The following is a 21,616-nucleotide window of genomic DNA, read 5'->3' as shown; positions in this document are numbered from 1 at the left end:
CTCTATTTGACTGTATTTCATATTTATCCTATTTTTCATAAGCTAACAACATCACTCACTTTTATTTTGATTACAATAATTTTAATACCGAAATAAATACACTCTTGCCATATTCACTTCTTATCCCGTTCCAAAACTAAGTACCGGCGAGTAATTTTTCCTCGCCATGCTTATAAAAATACTTAGAATCAGGTTTAATAAACTTATACTCATTAGTATGCCTATCAAAACTAATTGAGAGAGACTCCACCTAGTTTAATTCAAAACCCATTCCGTTCCCCAAGCTCCGCAAACCACTTTGCCGACTTCTTTAACGTTTTAGTTTGCGTATGGATATCATTACGAATCAAGCCGTAACGATTATGGTAAGCATGATTCCATGACCAACAGTCAATACCACTCCAAACGAAGTAGCCCTGACAATTGGAGCCAGCCGCAATCCCTTTTGCTAAGGCAGTTAGGTGTTCCTTCATAAAATCGATGCGGTAGTCATCTTGAACGACGCCTTGTTTGTCCAGAAACCGTTCTTCACCAGCAACTCCCATACCGTTTTCAGAGATCATCCACGGAATGTTACCATAATTTTTTTGAATATTGCGCGCAATATCAGTCATCGCCTGTGGGTAAATCTCCCAGCCCCGATCAACGTTCATCATTCGACCTGGCATATCGTATTCCTTGAAGTAAATATCAGGCATCCACGGTTGCAAACTCTTTGGGCTGATATCTGGTCGCTGAACACGGAAGGGGTGATAGTAATTAACACCCAAACAGTCAACGGGATTAGCAGCGATAATTGCCAATTCAGTTGGGGTCGCATCCCATAGTACCCCATCCATTGTGAGTCGCTCGACCAACTTTTCTGGAAAATGTCCTAACACCGCTGGATCTAAGAATAGGTTATTGGACCACAACTCAGCAAATTCCGCAGCCGCCAAATCAGCTGGATCATCTGACGCGGCATACGCTGGCGTCAAATTCAAAATAATTCCAATCTGTTGTTCCGGTCGCACACAAAGTTCATGAAACCGAGCAACCGTTTTAGCTGATGCCAAATTCATGTTATAGGCGACCTGTACTGCTTTAGGGCCATTAATCACCTGCGGATAATGCCAGCCATACAAATATTGACCATCAACAACGACTTTAGGTTCATTGAATGTATACCAATGGTCGACCCGATCCCCAAATAACTTAAAGCACTGTTCAGCAAACTTAACAAATAATTCAACCATGTGCTTGGACTCCCATCCATGATATTTATCATAGAGTGCCACCGGTAAGTCAAAGTGGTGCAAATTAATATACGGTGTAATGTGGTGAGCCAACATCGAATCAATCACGTGATTATAGAAGGCGACACCATCAGCATTTAAGCTTGCCGTTTCAAAGTCATCAATTAGCCGTGTCCATTGGATTGATGTCCGCAAACCTTGAACCCCCGCCTGTGCCATAAGTGCAAGGTCATGATCATAATCGTTATAAAAGTTCGACGCTGTATCTGGTCCCACACCAGCATCGAACTGTTCCGGTTCAGTTGCGAACCAGTAATCGAAGACATTTTGATGCTGCTTATGAAAATTACCTTCAGTCTGTGGACCTGACGTTGCTGCGCCCCAGACAAAGCCCTCTGGAAACTTTACCATGGTCCTACCCCCTAACGATTTTGAGATTGTTCGAAATCAACGACAGCCCCCCGCAAGTTCGCTTCGTCAGTGTACTGACAAATTGCTAGCGTTGGCTTTAATGTGGCAATTTCAACCTGCTTATAAATCGTCGTTAATGCGCGTTGAATGCCAGGAATCAAGTCGGGATTATTTGAAACCCCACCACCTAAAATGATTTTTTCCGGATCGAAACTATATTGAATATTAAAGATGCCTTGCGCTAAGGCCGCATACATCGCATCAATTTCATGACTCGCCGCTAAATCGCCAGATTCTGCTAGTTGATATAACTGCTGACCAGTCATTTTATCAGTTTGGCCTGTCGCTTGCTGATACCGGCGAATCGCATTCGGAACCGTTCCTAGTTCGCTCAGCGTCCCAGTCGTATTGATCTTCGTGTAACCAAATTCGCCACCAAATAAGTGCGCACCATGCCAGATCTGTTGGTTGAAGATCAACGCGCCACCAACACCGGTGCCAATGACCAAAAATGCTAGGCTCGTGGCACCTTGTCCGGCCCCCGTCGACGCTTCTGCCAGCGCAGCACAATTCGCATCATTTTCTATGCTAACGGGTAACTTGAAGCGGGCCACTAACTCCGCTTGAATCGGAAAATTATGAATATATGGAATGGCACTCGCACCTTCAATCACACCAGTCGCCTGATTAACTGATCCAGGTGAACTAATGCCGACGCCCGCAATCGCTGCATGGGCCTTCATTTGTTCCACTTCACGTTGCAATAGGTCCATAAAAGCGGTCTTAGTCGTCGGGGTAGTGACCGCATGATGTTGCGTTAGCGTTGCATCTTGCCAAATGGCGAATTTAATTGTGGTTCCGCCAATATCAATTAATCCCAATGGTGCCATTATGCTCGCCCCGTTTCCGTCAATAATAACGTCTTAATCTCAGTTGGCATTAAGGTCTCTGTCGCAACTTCTGGCAACTCGTCTTCAAAGAAGTTCACCGCCTGTTTGGACTGATCCGGCGCAACTTTCAATGGCACCTGGCGATCACTTAAGTTATAACCACGAACTGTCAGACCATCACTATTATTTGCGCGCTTCAAGCTCGTCACGGCAAACTCTGGCGTTGCTAACTCAAGATATTGATTATCCGCCGCTAGAATACCGGTATGACACGACGTTTGTTGAACGCTGAACGGCGTTTGTGCCCCTTGCGCTCGTTGATAACTAGCGATCCGCTGTGCCTCGGACCCGTCAGTTAATTCTAGGCTATAGTTAAAGGTAAATTCACCTTGGCATTGCGCCTCTGGAGTAGCAAAATAACCCCAATCGCCCATTTCTCCCACACAGCGCAACATTGTCAACGCAATGGTATTATCTGCTGGTAAAATTTCGTACTCATTTAACCCAAAATTACCAACTGTCACACCGTTGGCCTCATTAAAGACACTGGCAAAGGCCTGCTGATGTTGTGGATTGGCTGGGTTCCGCCAGTTTTTAGCCGGCCGGTTAGCACGAGTAACTGTCTCGTAAATCGAATCAGCAACATGGGTTTCAGCAGTCAGTGCCGTCTTGAATAATACCCGCAGTCGGTGATCCTTCGCCTGGTTATTCACATGCGATTCAAACTGTAATTGCCGACTATTGGGATTCAGACGAACTTTTGTTGTAATCGTTAAGGCGACTTTTTCAGTCGAGCGTTGCGCTGTTCGCTGCGTAATATCAACAATAGCGTGCGTCTCCTTAGCAAGTTGTTCATCCGCCGATGCCGGGATTTCTAGATGATTAACTAAGACTAATTCACTACCAAGCTCATCCGCATTCACAACCCGAACATCCATTGGAAAGTCTGTTGAGTAATAGGCCTGATTATCAGCCGTTTGGCGGTAAATATATTCATTCCCCATATCACCCGTGTCCTCAAAGACAAGCATTTCATGGAAGATCTTACCGGTCTCGCGGTTTGTGATCGTTAGGCTGCCATCATCCTCCACAACAAGCTTTAGCCATTCATTGCTAATTAAGCGTGGTTGCGCCTTGATTGTTGTGCTTGACACGACCGTTTGCGTTGCCGGTTGTAAAGCCAGTGTCCGCCAAGCAAATGCTGGCATATCGACCATATTCAGCTCGATTGTCAGTTCAATTGCTTGGAATGGAACCCGGAATCGATCTTTTGGCAAATCATAATGGAAGGCCACCTGCTGATCGATTAATCGAAATGGCACCCGTTGCCCTTGAGCATCAACCACCATTAATTCCGGCAATTCGGCTAATCGCTGTTCAAGCTGGTGACGCTGTTCCTGAATAGTCCCCGCAGCACTAAAAGCAATCCGGTCCCATTCCACGACGATTCTTGTCAGTCCAGTCTTAACAAAGCCAGTTGTATTAACGACAACGAATGGTTTGGCCTGGTCATTAAAGTTCATCGTATTGATTTTAGCAGTAAGCGTCATTAATGCATCCTGTGCAACAAACCGTGCCACCTCTTGTGATTTCGCAAATCGGGTCAACATCTCGCGGTGAACTTCATCGACAGAGCAACCACAAATACTGTCATGCGGATGATTTTGCAATAACAATTTCCACGCATAGCGTAACCGATCGTGCGGATAGTCCGCGGCCGGATAGGCCATTGCTGCCAGTGGCTCCGCTTGATTTTCTAGTAACCGTTCGTTCTTCGTATTTTCCTGCTTCAAGTACACCCGACTGGAGGCCGTATTGGCTAAAGTGTACCAACCATCCGTTTCTTGACTCGTTAATTCGCCATGAATTGTACTTAAATCTTTAGGCAAATCCGCGCTCAGAGTCGCTAGGTAGTCAGTAAAGTTAGAATGAATAAATTCATAGTCAGGGTATAGTTCATTCGCGACCTTAATTGCCGCCGTCACGTCCAATTGAACGGGTTGGTGATCGACACCGTTCATCATTAATAAATTATCGGTTGATGCAAATTTTTCAGCATCCGCGAGCTTTTGATCCCAAAATTTCTTAGCAGCCGTTCGCTCAACCGGAATCTCATTACCGTTGCTATACCAATTAGCAAATAACAGCCCTAGAATGCGAGTGCCATCCGGACCTTGCCACCACATTTCAGAATATTGAGATGCATAGTCCGCATCTCCAACCTGATTATTAAAACCAGTCGGCGTCACGCCACGACCAAAAGCAGCTGTCTTCAAATTGGCTAGCGTCATCATTTGTGGCGTTTGTCCCATGTTACCAAACGTATCAGGAAAATACCCCAAAGGAACTTCTTGACCATATTCACGCGCTTGATCGCGGCCAATAATCATGTTTCGAACATTGGATTCAGGACTAATCAGAAAATCATCTTGCAGAATATAAAATGGTCCGATTCGTAATTTTCCAGCCTTGATCGCCGCTGCTAATTCAGGTTTACGTTCTGGTCGTACCGCTAAATAATCATCCAGCGCAATCATCTGACCGTCCAAATGAAAACTGTCGAAATCCGAATCATTTTTAAAAACATCCAGCAAATTATCAATCAGCGTCACTAAGCGCATATGGTGTTGTTCAAACGGCATATACCATTCACGATCCCAGTGGCTGTGTGAAATAATAAAGACCTTCTTCTTCGTCATGTTTACCTACCTCTCAATCTTAAATCCCAGTGTCGTTAACAATAATTCGCAATACATCATATTGGCCCAAGAGAACCATTCACGGGTAAACTGTGTGTCGTCATCGACATCGAACGATTCATGCATTAAATCAGTGTTTCCTGTCGTTTTAATCAACGTTTGTAACGCGGCCAATTGTTGTTCGTGACTATTGGCGGTTAATCCTTCCATCGCAATTGCAATCGGCCAAATATACCGAGCTGGAGTGTGGGGGCTACCTTGTCCAGCTGCTAGTTTACCGCTGTAGTAATACGGGTTTTCCGGGCTCAATAACGTCTGTCGGGTTCGTTGATAATTTAAGTCCAATAAGTCACAATACCCCAGGTAAGGAGCACTCAATAGGCTAGGAACATTGCCATCATCCATTAACTTTGCATGTCCCAAGCCGTCAACTTCGTATGCGTAGACTTTCTCACCATTAGCATTAGTCGTATAACCATACGTCTCGATACCATTACGCACAGTCGTCTGGAGTCGTTGAGCTCGCGCCACAATTTCTGGATCATCCAGAATGCTACTGAATATCGTCTGTAAATAACCAAGGATTACGACCGCAAACATATTGGCAGGCACCAGATACCCATACTCACAAGCATCATCGCTAGGACGAAAGCCGGACCAAATCATTCCCGTATCTGCAACCGGCGTGCCCCGACCATCGCGAACCAGTGTGTCCTCAGGGCGATCAATCGTTCGAATGAACCGATACGGCGATGTTGCATGGTGCTGTTCAACTTCAAATGTTGTTAACAGCTTTTTGACACCAGTTACAAAATTATCGTCAAATTGCGCGGTGACGCCGGTATTCTTATAGAGCAAGTATGCCAACTGCACTGGATAACATAACGAATCAATTTCAAATTTACGTTCCCAGATCCACGGACCCATATCAGTTTCATCACTTTGATGACCGTGACCATTCGCCGTTTCATTGAAGGCATTAGCATAAGGATCAATCGCCATATTAAAGAATTGCCGCTGAACAACTCTAGTGATCAGGTTCGCAATCGCCGGCTGTTCATGTGCCAACACCAAGTATGGCCGCACTTGGGCTGTTGAATCCCGTTGCCACATGGCTGGAATGTCACCAGTCAAGATAAAGGCGTAACCTTGCTCATCGTCAGAAATAGTAGTTTCAAGCGTATTTAGGAATGTTTTTTGAAATACTGTACCTAATTTTGGATCAAGTGGTTGGCTCAACTGATTAACCTTAGCAACAAACTGTTGGACATGCTGATCTACATAGTTAGTCGTCATTATTGCACCTCATATTTGATATATCATTTTCGTCAATTATAACATCTTGCATCCGTTTGTCTATATCAAATCACAACTAATTCTTCCCTTTTCGACTCAAAAATGATATATTTACACTAAACTTAATTGAACGGAAAGGATCTTTAGATGCCGAAATCAGAACCCCGCTATTTAACCATTTACAATCAATTAAAAAACCAAATTACCTCTGGAACTTTAACCGCTAATGAACAATTACCAACCGAACTTCAGTTAGCTAAAGCTTACAACGTCAGTCGAATCACCTCTAAGCGAGCCCTCACTGAACTAGAAAGTCAGGGGCTAATTTACCGTAAACAAGGTAGCGGTAGTTTCGTGCAGCCGACCGACCAGCCAAAGACTAACAGGCAGCTACTACTTGTCCTGCCGTTTCCAACCGATGCTGGTCTGGGCGACTATGCTTCCGGCGTGAGTTTAGCCGCTAGTGAATATCACTATCAAGCTGTTACTATGGATTCCGCGAGTTTCTTCAATCTCTCGGCCAAGGAGATCCACGAAAATTACGCCGGAGTCATTTATTTACCACAGGATTTGTATCAAGAAGCTGAGCGCATTTATCAACTCAAATTGGCACAGGTTCCAGTCGTTATCTTGGATAAGACATTACCTGCGCTTGAGTTGCCAGTCGTTACCGCTGATAACTTCAGTGGCGGCCAAATTGCAACTGATCATCTACTCCAACTTGGACATCAACAGATCTTGTTCTATGCACAACGTAATAACACAGTCCTGCCAAGTTCCGTCTATGAACGCTACTTTGGTTATTTGACAGCCCTCAATCAGCAACACGTTACGCCGGTCACTGCACTTGCAGATTTACCCACTCTAAACCAATTCAGCACTAATGACTGGTTGACTTATCTTGCAGACCATCAGATCACCGCGATCGTTGTTGAAAACGATCTGACTGCAATCAAGCTGATGAACACTTTACGTAAAGTTGATCCTAAAATCTGGCAGCGGCTTTCAATTGTTGGCTTCGATAATATTCAAGCTGCTAGCCTGACGTACCCTTCATTGACGACCGTTGCACAAGATTTTAAAGGGATGGGGACTAAAGCAGTGTCCTTGCTGTTGAAGACTCCAGTTCAGCCAACTACTGTCCGCTTGCCAGTTCAATTAATTCAACGTGACTCTACTCAACCATTCCAACCAATTTCTAAGGAGAAATAACGATCATGAAAATTGACCAAATTGATATTCGTCAAGGCACCGCCAACAGTCCTCAACGCTCTCATGGCAACTGTTTACCATACAGCGGCGTGCCCTTTGGGATGAATTACTTTGCCGTTCAGACTAACGGCGCTAACGGCGCCTGGTTCTTCCAACCAGATACACCGCGATTTGAAGGAATTCGCCTAACTCACCAACCCAGCCCCTGGATTGGCGACTATTGCCACTTATTACTCATGGGCGTCCAATGGCAGGATACAACTAAGCGGCCAGACTTTGTCGGAAACTACCGACCAAACGAAGCAACCTTCAATGCGCACCATCTAGCGATTTACGACGATCACTTTAACGTTCAAACTGACTTGGCACCATCAACGTATGGGGCCATTGCTCGCTATGACTTCCAGCAGTTAGAGCTAGCTCATCACGGCCTCATGTTGCAATTTTCCGATCACGTAACCTTTGAATTTACCCCAACGGGCGTCAAATTATCTGTCAGCGACTACCATGGTGGCGAAGATCCTAACCTAACTATGTACGTTGAATTAACGATTTCAGGCTTTGACCGTGCTAATTCTGGCTATTACGACGACCAAAATCATTGGTTTGTAACAACTGAAGGTCATGGTCATGCCCTAACACTACTTTTAGCTAGTGACCAGTCCCTAATCAACTGCCACCTTGCCACATCCTACGTTGATCGCACGCAAGCCCAGCTTAACTTAAAACGACTCCAAGACGCCGATTTGACGGCTCTTGAAAATGTAAGCGCTGCACAATGGAACGACTATTTAAGCCGAGTAACTATTCACGATCATCACCCTGAGCCTATTCAAACGTTCTATACTTGCATGTACCGACTGTTCTTATTTCCACAACGTTTTTATGAATTGGACGCCAAGAACAAGCCGATCCACTACGATACAAAGTCTAAAGCCATCAAATCAGGTCTACTCTATACGAATAACGGCTTCTGGGATACTTCAAAAACTGTTTACGCCCTATTCTCTATCTTAGCGCCAGAACTCTTACCTAAGTTTTTGGCAGGCTTCTTAACAAGCTACAATGAGACTGGTTTCTTACCACGTTGGTTGGCCCCAGATGAACGCGGCATGATGCCCGGTAATCTCGTCGACTCAATTATTGCTGAAAGTGCTAAGAAAGGTATCGCATTAGAGCTCATGCCTCGTTTACTGGCTGCAATGCGTGATAGCGATTCAAAACCAGCTAAAAATGCCCGTTATGGTCGGCAAGGCAGTGCTGATTACGATCGTTTAGGCTACATCCCCGCAGACAAGTATCCTGAAAGTGTCAATTGGACCCAAGACTATGCCTATAGTGATTATTGCATTGGACAAGTCGCTGACGTATTGGATCAGACAGATGTTGCCAACAAGTACTGGCAACTATCCAAGCGTTATCTTAACTTACTTGATCCGCAGACTGGCTTTTTGCGTCCCAAGAATAGCGATGGCCGATTCAAAGAACCCTTTGTTCCTGACAGCTGGGGGAGTGACTACACGGAAGGTAGCGCCTGGCAAAATAGTTACAGTGCCTTTCACGATATTAACGGCTTAATGACTGCCATGGGAGATCCCAAGCGGTTCGATGATCAGTTGACAGCGCTCTGTAATACGCGCCCTAGTTATCACGTTGGTGGCTATCAGATGGTCATTCACGAAATGAGTGAAATGGCTGCCGTCGATTATGGTCAGGTCGCTATCTCGAACCAGCCTAGCTTTCATTTACCATATCTCTTTAGTTACACGGGGCACCGTGAAAAAACTCAAGTACTCGTAAAGCAGCTCCGGAAGTTATTCAATGCTTCCACTACCGGGTTCCCAGGAGATGAAGATAACGGCTCCATGGCCGGCTGGTTCATCTTCGCATGTTTAGGATTCTACCCAGTTTGTCCAGCTGATGCGGAATACGTGCTCGGCATTCCGGCTTTTGACCACGTCACACTGCACACGGCCGATCATGATATCCAATTAACTACCACTAACAATCACGATCATAATAATTTTGTGCAAACTATGACGCTCAACGGCCACCACTACGACCAAGCCACGATTAGCCATCAACAGCTACTAAATGCAACCAATATTGACGTCCGCTTAGGGCTTGTTCCTGCTAGTGTTACGAACAAATAAAACAATAATCCGCTATTAAAGATCACCCCCGTTGGTTATAAATTGCTAGTGCCACTTTAAGACCTAGCACAACCTATCGAGGTGATTTTTTCTATGTTTCATTAATACAGCTATTGTTAAATTAACCTAATAACAGCAAAAAAGCGTGATCAAGTTGTCTTGATCACGCTTCAAAAATATTACTTGCCTGCTATAGCGTTGAAATCTATGAGATATCTTAGCATCGCAATACCGAGCACTGCTTCTTTAGTGCGACTTACCTGTTTCTTCCTCTTCATCCAACATAATGGAGTTCTGTGTTTCTTTATCGAAGAAGTGCGCTTTGTTAATATCAAAGCCCATCTGCACTTTTGCACCGGGTTGATGAAAATCACGAGAATCAACATTAGCCACAAACTCAGTATTACCAACTTGACTATAGAGCTGGCTAGTAGCACCCAATAATTCAGATACGTTAATTGTGGCTTCAACTGTCGAATTTGGCCACGTGTCAATGAAGATCTCTTCAGTATGAATATCTTCCGGTCGAATTCCGAAAACGATATCCTTGCCATTATAACCACGTTTATCTAAAACTTTAGCCATCCCTTCAGGAATTGTTAGTTGTACGCCCTTATGGTCATCAATAACCTGATCTTGATAATGAACATTGAAGAAGTTCATAGCAGGTGAGCCAATAAAACCAGCAACAAACATATTCCGTGGACGATCATAAATTTCTGACGGTGTTCCAATCTGTTGAATCTCACCAACTGACATGACAACCACCCGATCAGCCATGGTCATTGCTTCAGTTTGATCATGGGTCACATAGATTGTCGTCGTGCTAAGCCGCTGATGTAACTTGGCAATTTCGGCCCGCATCGATACCCGTAACTTGGCATCCAAGTTAGATAATGGCTCATCCATTAAAAAGATCGGTGCATCCCGTACAATCGCCCGGCCTAGAGCAACCCGTTGTCGTTGCCCACCAGATAAATCAGCTGGCTTACGGTCCAAAAATTCAGTTAGTCCTAAAATTTCAGCAGCTTGGTCAACTCGCTTGGCAATATCATCTTTTTTATACTTACGTAGCTTCAACCCAAACGCCATATTACCCGCAACGGTCATGTGTGGGTATAACGCATAGTTTTGGAAAACCATCGCAATGTCACGGTCTTTCGGCGAGATATCATTCATCACCTTACCGCCAATTTCTAACGTTCCTTGCGTAATATCTTCCAATCCGGCAATCATCCGTAATGTTGTCGACTTACCACAGCCGGAAGGTCCAACAAAGACAATAAATTCCTTGTCCTTAATATGAAGATCGAAGTCATTCACTGAGTTAGTTTCTGCATTTGGATAACGTTTATAAATATGATCTAAATTAATTTCAACCATGATAAATCCCAACCTTTCTGACACTATTAATTGTATTAGAAAGCGCCTTCATTATGAATGGGCAGGTTATTCAAAAAGTTCACTTTTATTCGGCAATTTTACCAAAAGTTCCTATGAGCACCATTTCAAATGGAACAACACTTAATTGTCGAATTAAAAAAAACACCAAGTTGATATATCAACTTGGTGCCGACTTATATGAACCCACACGCCTTACCGGTTTTTCTCACCTGGTATTACCATATTAATCTAATAAGGAAGCGGCTAACGCAAAGTCGCCCACGGTTGCGGACGCATTATCTGCAAAGTGACTGTGTACGATTAATTCTGTTGGGACTTGCACGTAACCATTATTTAGCTGATCAAAGTACTGGCGAACCTTGACCATATCGGCGTCGTTAATCACTGAACCACCAAAGATGATTTTTTCTGGTGTCAAGTTAACATATGCATTAAAGGCCATTTGAGCAGCGTAATAGTCAATGTAATCAAATACAGGATTGTCCCGCTGAAGGTTCTCCCCGCGCTCACCGGTCCGTGCCTCAATGGTCGGTCCAGCTGCTACCCCTTCAAAACACTGATTACCGTGGAATGGGCAACTCCCAACAAAATCATCATCTGGATGCAACATTACCGGCGCATGCCCCATTTCCAGATGCGAGTAACCCCCAATAAAGTTGCCGTCCTGAATCGCACCACCGCCAATACCAGTGCCAATCGTGAAATAAACCGCTGCATCAACGGCTTGAGCCTCACCAGCAATGTATTCACCATAGATTGACGCATTAACATCCGTCGTAAAGTAAATCGGCACATGTAGCGCTGCCGTTAGAATCCCTACAATATTAGTCCCCGCCCAGCCTGGTTTTGGCGTTGCTAGAATATGACCATAATCGGCAGTGCCGTGCTTAATTCCAATTGGCCCAAATGACCCTAATCCAATGGCATCAACTGGATTAGCCTTAAAAAAGTCAATACAAGCCGCCAATGTCTCTTCAGGGGTTAAAGTTGGAATTCGCTTCTTTGCACCCATTTGATAAGTCTCATCCGCTACTGCTAAGATAAACTTAGTACCGCCCGCTTCAATGCTCCCTAATCTTCTACTCATTCTTTTCACCTTCACTATTTCTTATTAAGATTAATGTATTCAATTGCTAAAATTGATTACGCGTATACTTATCAAAACCAACTTGTTAAAGTTGATTAACTACTCAGGACACCCGCCTTTCGGTAATCACCAGGCGACATCCCCGTTTGTTTTTTGAATAATTTATAAAAATAACTAGAATTTTGATAACCAACCGCCTCAGCAATTTGACCAATATCCAGATCTGAATCTCGTAATAAATCCACCGCGACATCAACACGATAATCATTGAGAAATTGGGCAAAACTACGTCCAACTTCCTGCTTGAACAATTGACCCAGATACACCGCATTGAGATGCAATTCACTCGCTACTGCCGCTAACGAAAGTTGTTCTTGATATCGCTTCTTAATAATCTGGCGCATTGCCAGCACATTTCTTGAAAACTGTTGAGTACCCTGTTCAGTAGCAAGTTCAGCAACCCACTGTAACTGACCTTTAAGATCACTAACGTCTTTGGCGTGATTGATTGCGGCAATGATGGCTGCTTTATCATCAAATTTCGTCAGTCGGTCACTTAGAACCAGCAATACAACTAGTGCGAACTGTCGTGCTAACAAGTCCGACGCATTTGCCTGCTTCATTGCGTCAAATTGGTGGGTTAACCATATTGAAAATCCAGTCAAATCGATGCCATCCAGTGCTTTTTTGACCTCAGAATAACTTGGCAACATCGATGAAACGCTCTCTTGCGTATCTGGCAGCATCATTCGCAGCCCTGAAGCAGTTTCAAAAAAGTATTGTCTTGCAATCTCACGACGCAATTGAATATAACGCGTTCGCAATTGTCCGACATTCTTAATTGGAGCTCCAATTAGAAATGGCCGATGTGCTACCCCGATCTGATGAGGTGCTTCATTGATAAATATGTTTAATTGGTCAGTCGTCCCTTGAAAGACAATAATGAAATCTTCCCGCTCAGTATAAAAACCCTTGACCGCTTTTATCACACGTAGGTAATTCACTAAATCTTTAGGCGGTAAGGGGTTTAGTACCCCAATAAGGCGAACGGTTGTTGGTGTGGCAAACTCAATTCCTAGCGCTTGGATAATTTGCAGTTGCTCTGGCTCGCGATCAGTCGTCAGTAATGTCCGTGTCTGTGTCTGAATTGCCAGCGATGCAATCTGATGTTGCTGTTGTTGTGCTTGTAACCGGTCTAAGGCACCTCGCAGTGTTGCCAACAATTCATCAGTATCAATTGGCTTACGTAAATAATTTACAGCATTTTGCTGCAAGCCAGCGCGTACATAGTCAAAATCTGAATATCCTGAGATTACGATCAATTCCATTGCTGGTTGAATCTTCTTGGCAGCCGCTACAAATTCTGGGCCCGGCATCTCCGGCATATTCATATCTGAAATTAAAATATCAATGTCATTATCTTGTAAATACTTTAACGCTAAGCTGGGATTTTGCTCCGTATTCACAATCTCCAACCCCAATGATTCCCAATCAATTAGTAATTTAAGCCCACGTAATAGCATGTATTCATCATCAACTAACATCACTTTCCGCATCACTTAACCCCCTCACGATCATCAAACTGCAGCAATACCGTAACGCCCTGTTGGTCATTACTATTAATTGTCATTTTAAAACCGTCCCCAAAACTATCGTGCATCCGTGAGTAGACATTCTGTAGTCCAATTGAATGCTGTTGTTCAGCTGCTAATGGTTGCTTCAACTTTTGATTCACAGCTTTAACAGCTTCCGGTGACAGGCCGCGGCCATTATCCACGATCTTAACGTGAACGATACCAGCTTCACGCCAAGCCTTTAAACTTAGGGCATTATCCACCCGTGAGAAGTTGACACCGTGCACGAAGTAATTCTCGACAAGTGGTTGCAAACTAAATTTGGGAATCTCAATCGCAGCGACATCGTCAGCGACCGTAAATTGGTAAGCTAGCCGATCAGGAAACCGAACTTGATATAAAAAGACATACTTTTCAATAAAACTAACTTCCTGCTTCAGTGTCGTCCGTGATGATAGATCCGTGTTATTTCGCAATAATGCAGCAAAGCTGTACACTACATTGGCGAGTTCTGGCTGATGTGCTTCTAACGCAGCCATTCGAATATACTCTAATGTATTAGACATAAAATGCGGGTTGATTTGTGCCTGTAATGCTCGCCGGTTCGCCTCTTGTTGGGCGATCTGTAATTGATAGATCGTATAAATATGCTGATGGATTTCCGTCAACATAGCGTTAATTCCGCCGGCAAGTGTATGCAAGTCTGTCGGTCGCAGATTCATTGGAACTCGTGCATCTAGATTACCATCAGAAACCGTTTGAACAGTATCAACAATTGTATTCAGTTGGTGCTGGTACCGACGAAAAGTCAGCCACAAGCCCGTACTTAGCCCTAGTAACAAAATCAACCCTAATAAAATTAACGGTAGAACATGTCCGATAATCAGACGACTTAATAGATGCCTATTCAAGACTGTCATCACCGTATAACCGGATGATGATTGTTTCGTGGTAACATGATAATCACGCAACATTTTCATGTTACCCGCCGTTAGCGCCTGGTTCAGATCACGTTGCTGTTGTCGCGTGACCCGTTTACCAGCAAAGTAAAAGACTTCATCATCAGCCTCTGAACGTACCACAACTTGCAAGGGCTGGGTCGCATTCACTTGTGACAACTGCCGCTTGATCTCGCTCTGATCAAAGCTGATACTGAGAACCCCATCCGTTTCTAAGGATGTCTGATTGATTAACGGAGCATTAATTGCAAAACGTTGTTTAACGTCTTTGGCCGGATATAAGGCGCCACCAGGATTAGCTTGTGTCGCAACAAACACCTTATTTTGACTCAATAATCGTAGTGTCAGTTGAGTTACTTGATCATGCTGAGTAAAGAATTGCCGTGACTCAGTTGGCCAGAAGAAGTATGGACTGCCACTAATACTTTTATCAATCGCATAATTGCTGTAATCAGTGATAGACGAATCAAAATATTTTTCGATACTCGGTAAATTACTCGATGAACTTGTCATTTGAGTCGCGAATTGCGCGGCAATTTGTTGATTCTGATTAAGCATTTGACCAACCTGCACGATGGCCGTATTCTCGGCCTGCTCCACATCTGCATCATAGGTTCGAATACTAACGGTAACAAAGACGGTTGTTGCTAAAATAACCATCACCGAAATGATGGTTGTATATAACTTAATCAGGTGAGCAAAGCTCGCCTGCATAGCATGACTTTTCAGCAACATCTAAACTGCCCCTAGCATCTTATCAATCTTGTCATACCATCGTCGTGATAAACGATCGGCCCCCACCATATAAATACCGGGACTTAGAAAAAGGATCATCCCTGGCCACTTCAAAGAGATGACGATCAATACGATCGTGCCAATAATAAAGGTCAATAACTGCGTAAAATTACTAAAGAACTGAACAATTGCTAATTTAATGGCATCTTTGAAGGCAACATCGTAGCGCGACCGCAACATCACGGTAAAAATTGCTAAGCTAAAATCAAGAATCAAAGCAAATACGATAATAAATTGAATGAAAATTATCCATAGTGTATGAATCGAAAGACTTAAATATAAATTATAAGCCAAGACGGCCCCTACCCCTAAGAACAACCAAGTATGCAAGTTCATTTGCCAAAAATGGTGTTTAAAGAGCTGCCATCCTTCCTTAAAGTGATATAACCGATAATCCCACTGCTTATCCATATGCATCTCAGTTACAGTTCGAAACGCCGGTCCAATTCCTAGTACAACCAACCCAGCGACTGTATAAATCCAAAAATAGACGGTCATTATTAAGAAAATAAATACCCGTGTAAAAATCTTATCCGCTGCGCGTCCAATCATTACTGTCTCCTCCTTTTTATAATCTATCTGTATAGTATCAAAATCCATTCATTGATAATAGCGTTTCCACTTCTAGCTTAATGCAAGGATAAACGCTTCATACGGTCGTAATACCACCCGCCCCAGTTGCTCAGGATAATCTTGATAGTTACTGATGATTAACTCAGATGCTCGCTTTGGTAGATCTACCGTAATAAGTGTATCAGCAAAATTAGCGCAAATTAGCCATTGGGTTTGTTGCCAAGTCCGAGTGTAGGCAACGATTGGTGCCGGTACCGCTGATAACTCGGTAAACTCACCCTGTTGCAACACCGCCGACTGTTTGCGTAATCTAATTAGCCGCTGATACGTCCACCATATCGATTGGTGGTCCGCTTGGGCGGCCGCAACATTGATCCTCGGATAATTGGCATTGATTGCCAACCATGGTTTGCCCGTTGTAAATCCCGCGTGTTGTTTAGCCGTCCATTGCATGGGCGTCCGCGCATTATCACGATTAAAGATATTGATTTTCTGCATGGCGGTACCAGCATCATCACCCTGTGCTCGTAATTGTCGATAAATTGTCCGGGCTTCAACATCGTTAACTTGATCGATAGTTGCAACTGGGCAATCAGTCATACCAATCTCTTCCCCTTGATAGACAAAAGGTGTGCCTTTTAGTCCGTGTAAAGCAATGGCTAACATCTTCGCACTCAGCTCTCGGTACTGACCCGTAGCCCCAAAGCGTGAAACGGCGCGGGGCAGGTCATGGTTACTCCAGAATAAACTATTCCACCCGTGAGTCGCCATCGTCGTTTGGCAAGCATAGAGCGCTTGTTTCAGTTGTGCAACATCAAGTGGTCGCTGTTCCCACTTTTCGCCGCCAACCTGGCGATCAGCCCATAAGTGGCCGAATTGGAAGACCATACTTAATTCTTCGCGCTGCTCATCACTGTACTGTCGCGCATCTTCTGGACTTGCACTCCAGGCTTCACCGACTGTTAAAAAATCACGGTTCCGCCAAGTCTGACGATTCATTTCATGTAAATATTCATGCAGATGCGGCCCGTTCACTAAAATTTTTGCACGTGGCTCCTTGGCAATCATATCTATGACATCCATCCGAAACCCTTCGATTCCCTTATCGATCCAGAAATTCATCATACGATAAATTGCGCGTCGTAAGTCTGGATTCTGCCAATTCAAATCAATCTGCTTTTTTGAAAACAAGTGCAAAAAGTATTGGCCCGTTAGTTCATCTAGCTCCCAAGCTGAACCGCCGCTGAAACCAGATGTCAGATTATTAGGTGCATGCCCATCAACAGCATCCGCCCATACATAATAATCGCGCGTCGGACTATCTGGATTCTGACAAGCATCCACAAACCACGGATGCTCATCACTGGTATGATTCACGACCAAATCCATCACGATTTTTATGCCACGCTGAGCCGCTTGAGCGATCAACTGATCCATATCGGCCATCGTGCCATATGCTGGGTCAATCGCCTGATAATCCGCAATGTCATAGCCGTTATCAGCATTCGGACTTTTGTATACCGGGCTTAACCACAGCGCATCCACACCAAGGGTTGCCAAGTAATCGAGCCGACTGATAATCCCAGGGATGTCACCAATTCCATCCCCGTTACTATCTTGAAAGCTACGTGGGTAAATCTGATAAACCGTTGCGCGTTGCCACCAATGTGCTTGCATGCTACTGACCCCCTACTATTCTTAATTATGGCCCAATTTGTATGTAGACAAAGAGGTCGTAGTGCCCAGCACCCGACCTCTTTGTGGTAAATGATTTAAGTGTTACTGTTTAGCTAAGAAGGCGTCGTATTGTTTCTGTAATTCTTTTTGAACTTTATCGTAACCAGCGGCTTTGAGCTCTTTGTCCATCTTCTTAATTGTTGGGACTGGGTCGGCAGTACCAGTATTTAAGATATCAAGATACTTACTCATTACGTTCGATAAGTTCGTAATCTCGGTCTTCAATGAACTCGTATCAGGATTGAAACCAAGTGCTGCAGAAGTCTTCGCATCCTTAATAGATTGATCACGCTTCTTAATCATCGCTTCAGTCGTTGAGTCTTGAGTATAAAGGTTCTTGTTATTACCCATCATCCAAGCACCAATGAATGTGTTAGGCTTGTACTTATTGGTTATCTTGATCTTACCCTTAGCCTTGTCCGTAAAGTTCCATTGAGTTCCTTCAAGACCCCAAGTAATGTTGTTAAGCAAGGTCTTATCCGTGTTCAACAGGTTCAAGACTTGCATCGCTTCTTTCTTATGCTTGGAAGTCTTGGAAATTGTCCATACAGCCACTTGGGATTGAGCAGATGACTTATAAGGATCTGTAATGGCCTTAGACTTCATCTTCTTACCGCCCGCATTCGTAATCAAAGCGGAATCGCCGTAATCGAATGGTCCTTGGGTTTCTTGACGTACGAACCAAGTGTTATCTTGTAAGTTATATTGTGTGCTAGACGTTGCAGCATCCTTAGGAATATAACCCTTTTGGTAATAGCTGTGCAAAGTCTTCAGGATTCCTTGCATTTCACTAGTATCGTAGACATTCACAATCTTCTTACTTGAACCACTAGAGTCAATGGCAAATGGTAGCCCATTACCCAATGGGAAGTCCATGTGTTTTGGTGATGCCTTGAACCCTTGACCGATTGCAAAGGCTGCCACTCCTGGTTTTTCTTTATGGAATTTCGCTAAAGCTGACTCCATGCTTGCGTATGAATCAACATCATTAATACTAATATTGTACTTCTTCAAGAATTCATCGTTGAATGTCAGCATATTCTGCGCGTAAATGTTGGCATTGACTGGGAAGCCATATGTTTTACCGTTAACCTTTAGCCCTTTCCAGTAGGCTGAATCAACTTGTTTGTACGCTTTGTTGGCCACACCACCACTCTTTAATTCGCTATTCATATCGGCGTATGCACCCTTAAGTGCATTTGACGTATAGTTTTGCGCAAAGGCCAAATCGTAACCGCTACCAGAAGTAACCATAACATTGTACTTCTGTTCATAATCGCCCCAGCCGATAAAGTTCATCTTTAAATTGATATTCTTGTAAGTCTTATGAATTTCTTTATTCGCCCGTTTAATCATTGCGTCATAGTTCTTCGGCTTATCACCAGGCATATACATATTAACGGTTGTTGCCTTACTGGATGCTGAATCGCTATTGGACTTACCACAACCAGCTAGTGCCACTGTTCCAAATGCTACGGCACTAACTAGGGCCGCACCCTTTACAAATTTATTCATAGCTGTTCTTCCCCCTCGGAAAAGTTTTTTGAAACGACTTATTAATACCCCGAACAGTTAAAACGAATTAAATACGCAACACTACCAAACTAACCTTTGACGCCACCAATCGTCATTCCTTTGACGAAGTACTTCTGGAAGAATGGGTAGGTTAATGCAATTGGTAAAGTTGCAACAACAACGATTGCGAACCGCATACCTTCACTTGGAACATTGGCGGCACCCGCAATTGCGCCATTGGCTTGCATATTTTGTGTCATAAACTGAATATTGTTTTGAATCTTGATGAGTAAATATTGCAATGGTGTGACGCTATCCTTGTTAATGTATAGCAAGGCATTCATCCAATCATTCCAATAACCTAGTGACGTGAATAAACTAATTGTTGCAATCCCTGGAATTGCCAGAGGTACCACGATACTCCGGAAAATCCGCAACTCACTACCACCATCGATCCGTGCCGATTCAATGATTGCTTCCGGAATGGATGTCTTGAAGAAAGTCCGCATGATCAAAACGTTATACACCCCAAAGCTCATCGGTAAGATTAACGCCCAGATATTATCCTGTAGACCTAGCATTTGAGTCACAACCAAGTAAGTTGGCACCATACCTGGAACAAACAGCATAGAAATCAAAGCGAAAATGGTGAAAAATCTAGCATAGGCAAAATCCTTACGAGAAATTGCATACGCGTACGTCGAACTAAACAAACTGTTCATTATGGTCCCAACAACTGTTACAAAGATCGTAACACCTAATGAGACTAACACTTGATGACCCATTTTAGCGAGATACTGATAGCTCGCAAAGGTCCAATGTTTAGGCCAGAATTGATACCCATACGTCGTAATATCTGATTCTTGTGTCAACGATAAGATAATGATGAAGAAGAACGGTAAGATACACGATAGTGCAAAGATTGCTAGGAAGATGTTGAAAAACAGGTTGGCGCCAGGTCCGAACTTGCGAATCTCAACAGCTGAAATATGTTTTTTCTTACGCAATGACGGCACCCCCTAAAATAATGCTGATTCTGGTTGTTTACGCCGAACCACCCAATTACAAACAATGATTAACAGTGCACCGACAACTGATTGCATTAGCCCAGCAGCCGTTGACATCCCAATATCATTAGTCGTCGTCAGCGCGCGGTAAATATACGTATCAAAGGTCTGTGTCACATTAATCAACGTCCCTGATGAACGCGGAATTAGGTAGAATAGCCCGAAATCGCTACGGAAGATCCCCCCAATATTCAAGATCAACATTAACGTTGCAACTGGTAGGATGTGTGGTAACGTCACGTTTTTAATCTGTTGCCATTTATTTGCACCATCCATCATCGCCGCATCATAGTACGATGGATCAATTCCCATGGCCGTGGCAAAGTACAGAATACTGTTGTATCCAATTCCTTTCCAAACCCCTAGGAAGATAATGATAAATGGCCAGACCCACGGCGTATTGTAGAAGTCAATCGGCGTCCCGCCAAATGACTGAATAATATGGTTCAAAATACCCTTATCCGAACTCAAGAAGGCGTATACGAAGTAGGCCAAGATTGCCCATGATAAGAAATATGGAAATAGCATTGAAGTCTGATAAGCTTTCAAAAGTCGTTGGTTGCGCATTTGACTCATGACAATGCCAAAGAAGATGGCAAAGAAAAAGTTCAACAGTAAGAAGGTTAAATTGTACCCAACCGTGTTACGTAACACGATCCAAAAATCTGCCGATTTGAAGAAAAAGGCAAAGTTCTGAAAGCCAACCCACGGACTATGCAGCACACTATAGATGAAGCCTTGATCCGAGTATTGAAAGTTTTGAAAGGCAACAACGTTAGCCAACACGGGAATGTAGAAGAAGATAATTAATAATATCGCACCTGGAGCAACCATGAGCAAGAATACGCGGTTGTCCCATAAACGCTGGAAGAAATTGCGCTTCTTGACGATTGGAACTGCGGCATTTTGTGCCATCGGTTCTCCCTCCTTTCATTATTACACCTGTTATAGTAACCGCTTTCTCAAACGGCAACAATCAACTAACTTAAGGGATATATTGACAAACTCA

15 protein-coding genes are annotated in these 21,616 nt (G+C 43.7%); 2 read left to right on the top strand and 13 right to left on the bottom strand.

Annotated elements, in window-relative coordinates:
* Positions 1 to 260 precede the first annotated feature (260 nt).
* Genes RXV91_RS14220 through RXV91_RS14205 form a run of 4 tightly spaced genes read right to left on the bottom strand, consistent with a single transcriptional unit; the run spans position 261 to position 6,531 of the window.
* Complete coding sequence (locus RXV91_RS14220) at positions 261 to 1,646, bottom strand: glycoside hydrolase family 1 protein (protein WP_316440389.1); 1,386 nt, start codon at positions 1,644 to 1,646, stop codon at positions 261 to 263.
* 11 nt (positions 1,647 to 1,657) lie between these two features.
* Positions 1,658 to 2,536, bottom strand: a complete 879-nt coding sequence (locus RXV91_RS14215) for an ROK family protein (protein WP_316440388.1) — start codon at positions 2,534 to 2,536, stop codon at positions 1,658 to 1,660.
* Positions 2,536 to 5,235 carry an alpha-mannosidase gene (locus RXV91_RS14210; protein ID WP_316440387.1) on the bottom strand — a complete coding sequence of 900 codons (2,700 nt, stop codon included), beginning with the start codon at positions 5,233 to 5,235 and terminating at the stop codon, positions 2,536 to 2,538. Before RXV91_RS14210 ends, RXV91_RS14215 begins: the two co-directional genes overlap by 1 nt.
* 6 nt (positions 5,236 to 5,241) lie before the next feature.
* Positions 5,242 to 6,531, bottom strand: coding sequence for a glycoside hydrolase family 125 protein (locus tag RXV91_RS14205; protein ID WP_316440386.1), 1,290 nt, complete (start codon positions 6,529 to 6,531; stop codon positions 5,242 to 5,244).
* Positions 6,532 to 6,678: 147 nt separating this feature from the next.
* On the opposite strand from RXV91_RS14205, the gene RXV91_RS14200 reads away from it, so the two are divergent.
* Positions 6,679 to 7,743 (top strand): LacI family DNA-binding transcriptional regulator, encoded by a 1,065-nt coding sequence (locus tag RXV91_RS14200; protein WP_316440385.1) that lies wholly within the window; start codon positions 6,679 to 6,681, stop codon positions 7,741 to 7,743.
* Positions 7,744 to 7,748: 5 nt separating this feature from the next.
* Positions 7,749 to 9,896, top strand: coding sequence for a GH92 family glycosyl hydrolase (locus RXV91_RS14195; protein ID WP_316440384.1), 2,148 nt, complete (start codon positions 7,749 to 7,751; stop codon positions 9,894 to 9,896).
* A gap of 246 nt (positions 9,897 to 10,142) precedes the next feature.
* Here RXV91_RS14195 and RXV91_RS14190 read toward each other — a convergent pair whose 3' ends face one another.
* The 9 genes from RXV91_RS14190 to RXV91_RS14150 form a co-directional block, all read right to left on the bottom strand.
* On the bottom strand, positions 10,143 to 11,279 hold the full coding sequence (locus RXV91_RS14190) for an ABC transporter ATP-binding protein (protein ID WP_003641580.1): 1,137 nt from the start codon (positions 11,277 to 11,279) through the stop codon (positions 10,143 to 10,145).
* 244 nt (positions 11,280 to 11,523) lie between these two features.
* A complete protein-coding gene (locus RXV91_RS14185; protein ID WP_316440383.1) occupies positions 11,524 to 12,387 on the bottom strand; it encodes an ROK family protein in 864 nt (287 codons plus the stop codon).
* Between the two features lie 95 nt (positions 12,388 to 12,482).
* Positions 12,483 to 13,943, bottom strand: coding sequence for a helix-turn-helix domain-containing protein (locus RXV91_RS14180; RefSeq protein WP_316440382.1), 1,461 nt, complete (start codon positions 13,941 to 13,943; stop codon positions 12,483 to 12,485).
* Complete coding sequence (locus RXV91_RS14175) at positions 13,943 to 15,655, bottom strand: histidine kinase (protein ID WP_316440381.1); 1,713 nt, start codon at positions 15,653 to 15,655, stop codon at positions 13,943 to 13,945. Before RXV91_RS14175 ends, RXV91_RS14180 begins: the two co-directional genes overlap by 1 nt.
* Positions 15,656 to 16,267, bottom strand: a complete 612-nt coding sequence (locus RXV91_RS14170; RefSeq protein WP_316440380.1) for a DUF624 domain-containing protein — start codon at positions 16,265 to 16,267, stop codon at positions 15,656 to 15,658.
* Positions 16,268 to 16,339: 72 nt separating this feature from the next.
* The gene (locus RXV91_RS14165; RefSeq protein WP_047674446.1) at positions 16,340 to 17,965 is read right to left on the bottom strand and encodes an alpha-glucosidase; all 1,626 of its coding nucleotides are present in this window, start codon (positions 17,963 to 17,965) and stop codon (positions 16,340 to 16,342) included.
* 102 nt (positions 17,966 to 18,067) lie between these two features.
* Positions 18,068 to 19,540, bottom strand: a complete 1,473-nt coding sequence (locus RXV91_RS14160) for an ABC transporter substrate-binding protein (protein ID WP_003641586.1) — start codon at positions 19,538 to 19,540, stop codon at positions 18,068 to 18,070.
* Positions 19,541 to 19,629: 89 nt separating this feature from the next.
* Complete coding sequence (locus tag RXV91_RS14155; RefSeq protein ID WP_003643598.1) at positions 19,630 to 20,547, bottom strand: carbohydrate ABC transporter permease; 918 nt, start codon at positions 20,545 to 20,547, stop codon at positions 19,630 to 19,632.
* A 12-nt stretch (positions 20,548 to 20,559) separates the two neighbouring features.
* The gene (locus tag RXV91_RS14150) at positions 20,560 to 21,522 is read right to left on the bottom strand and encodes a sugar ABC transporter permease (RefSeq protein ID WP_003641588.1); all 963 of its coding nucleotides are present in this window, start codon (positions 21,520 to 21,522) and stop codon (positions 20,560 to 20,562) included.
* Positions 21,523 to 21,616: the final 94 nt, after the last annotated feature.

It is taken from the genome of Lactiplantibacillus sp. DA1 (genome assembly GCF_032681335.1).
GTDB lineage: Bacteria > Bacillota > Bacilli > Lactobacillales > Lactobacillaceae > Lactiplantibacillus.
This window is presented reverse-complemented; position numbering and strand designations above follow the sequence as displayed.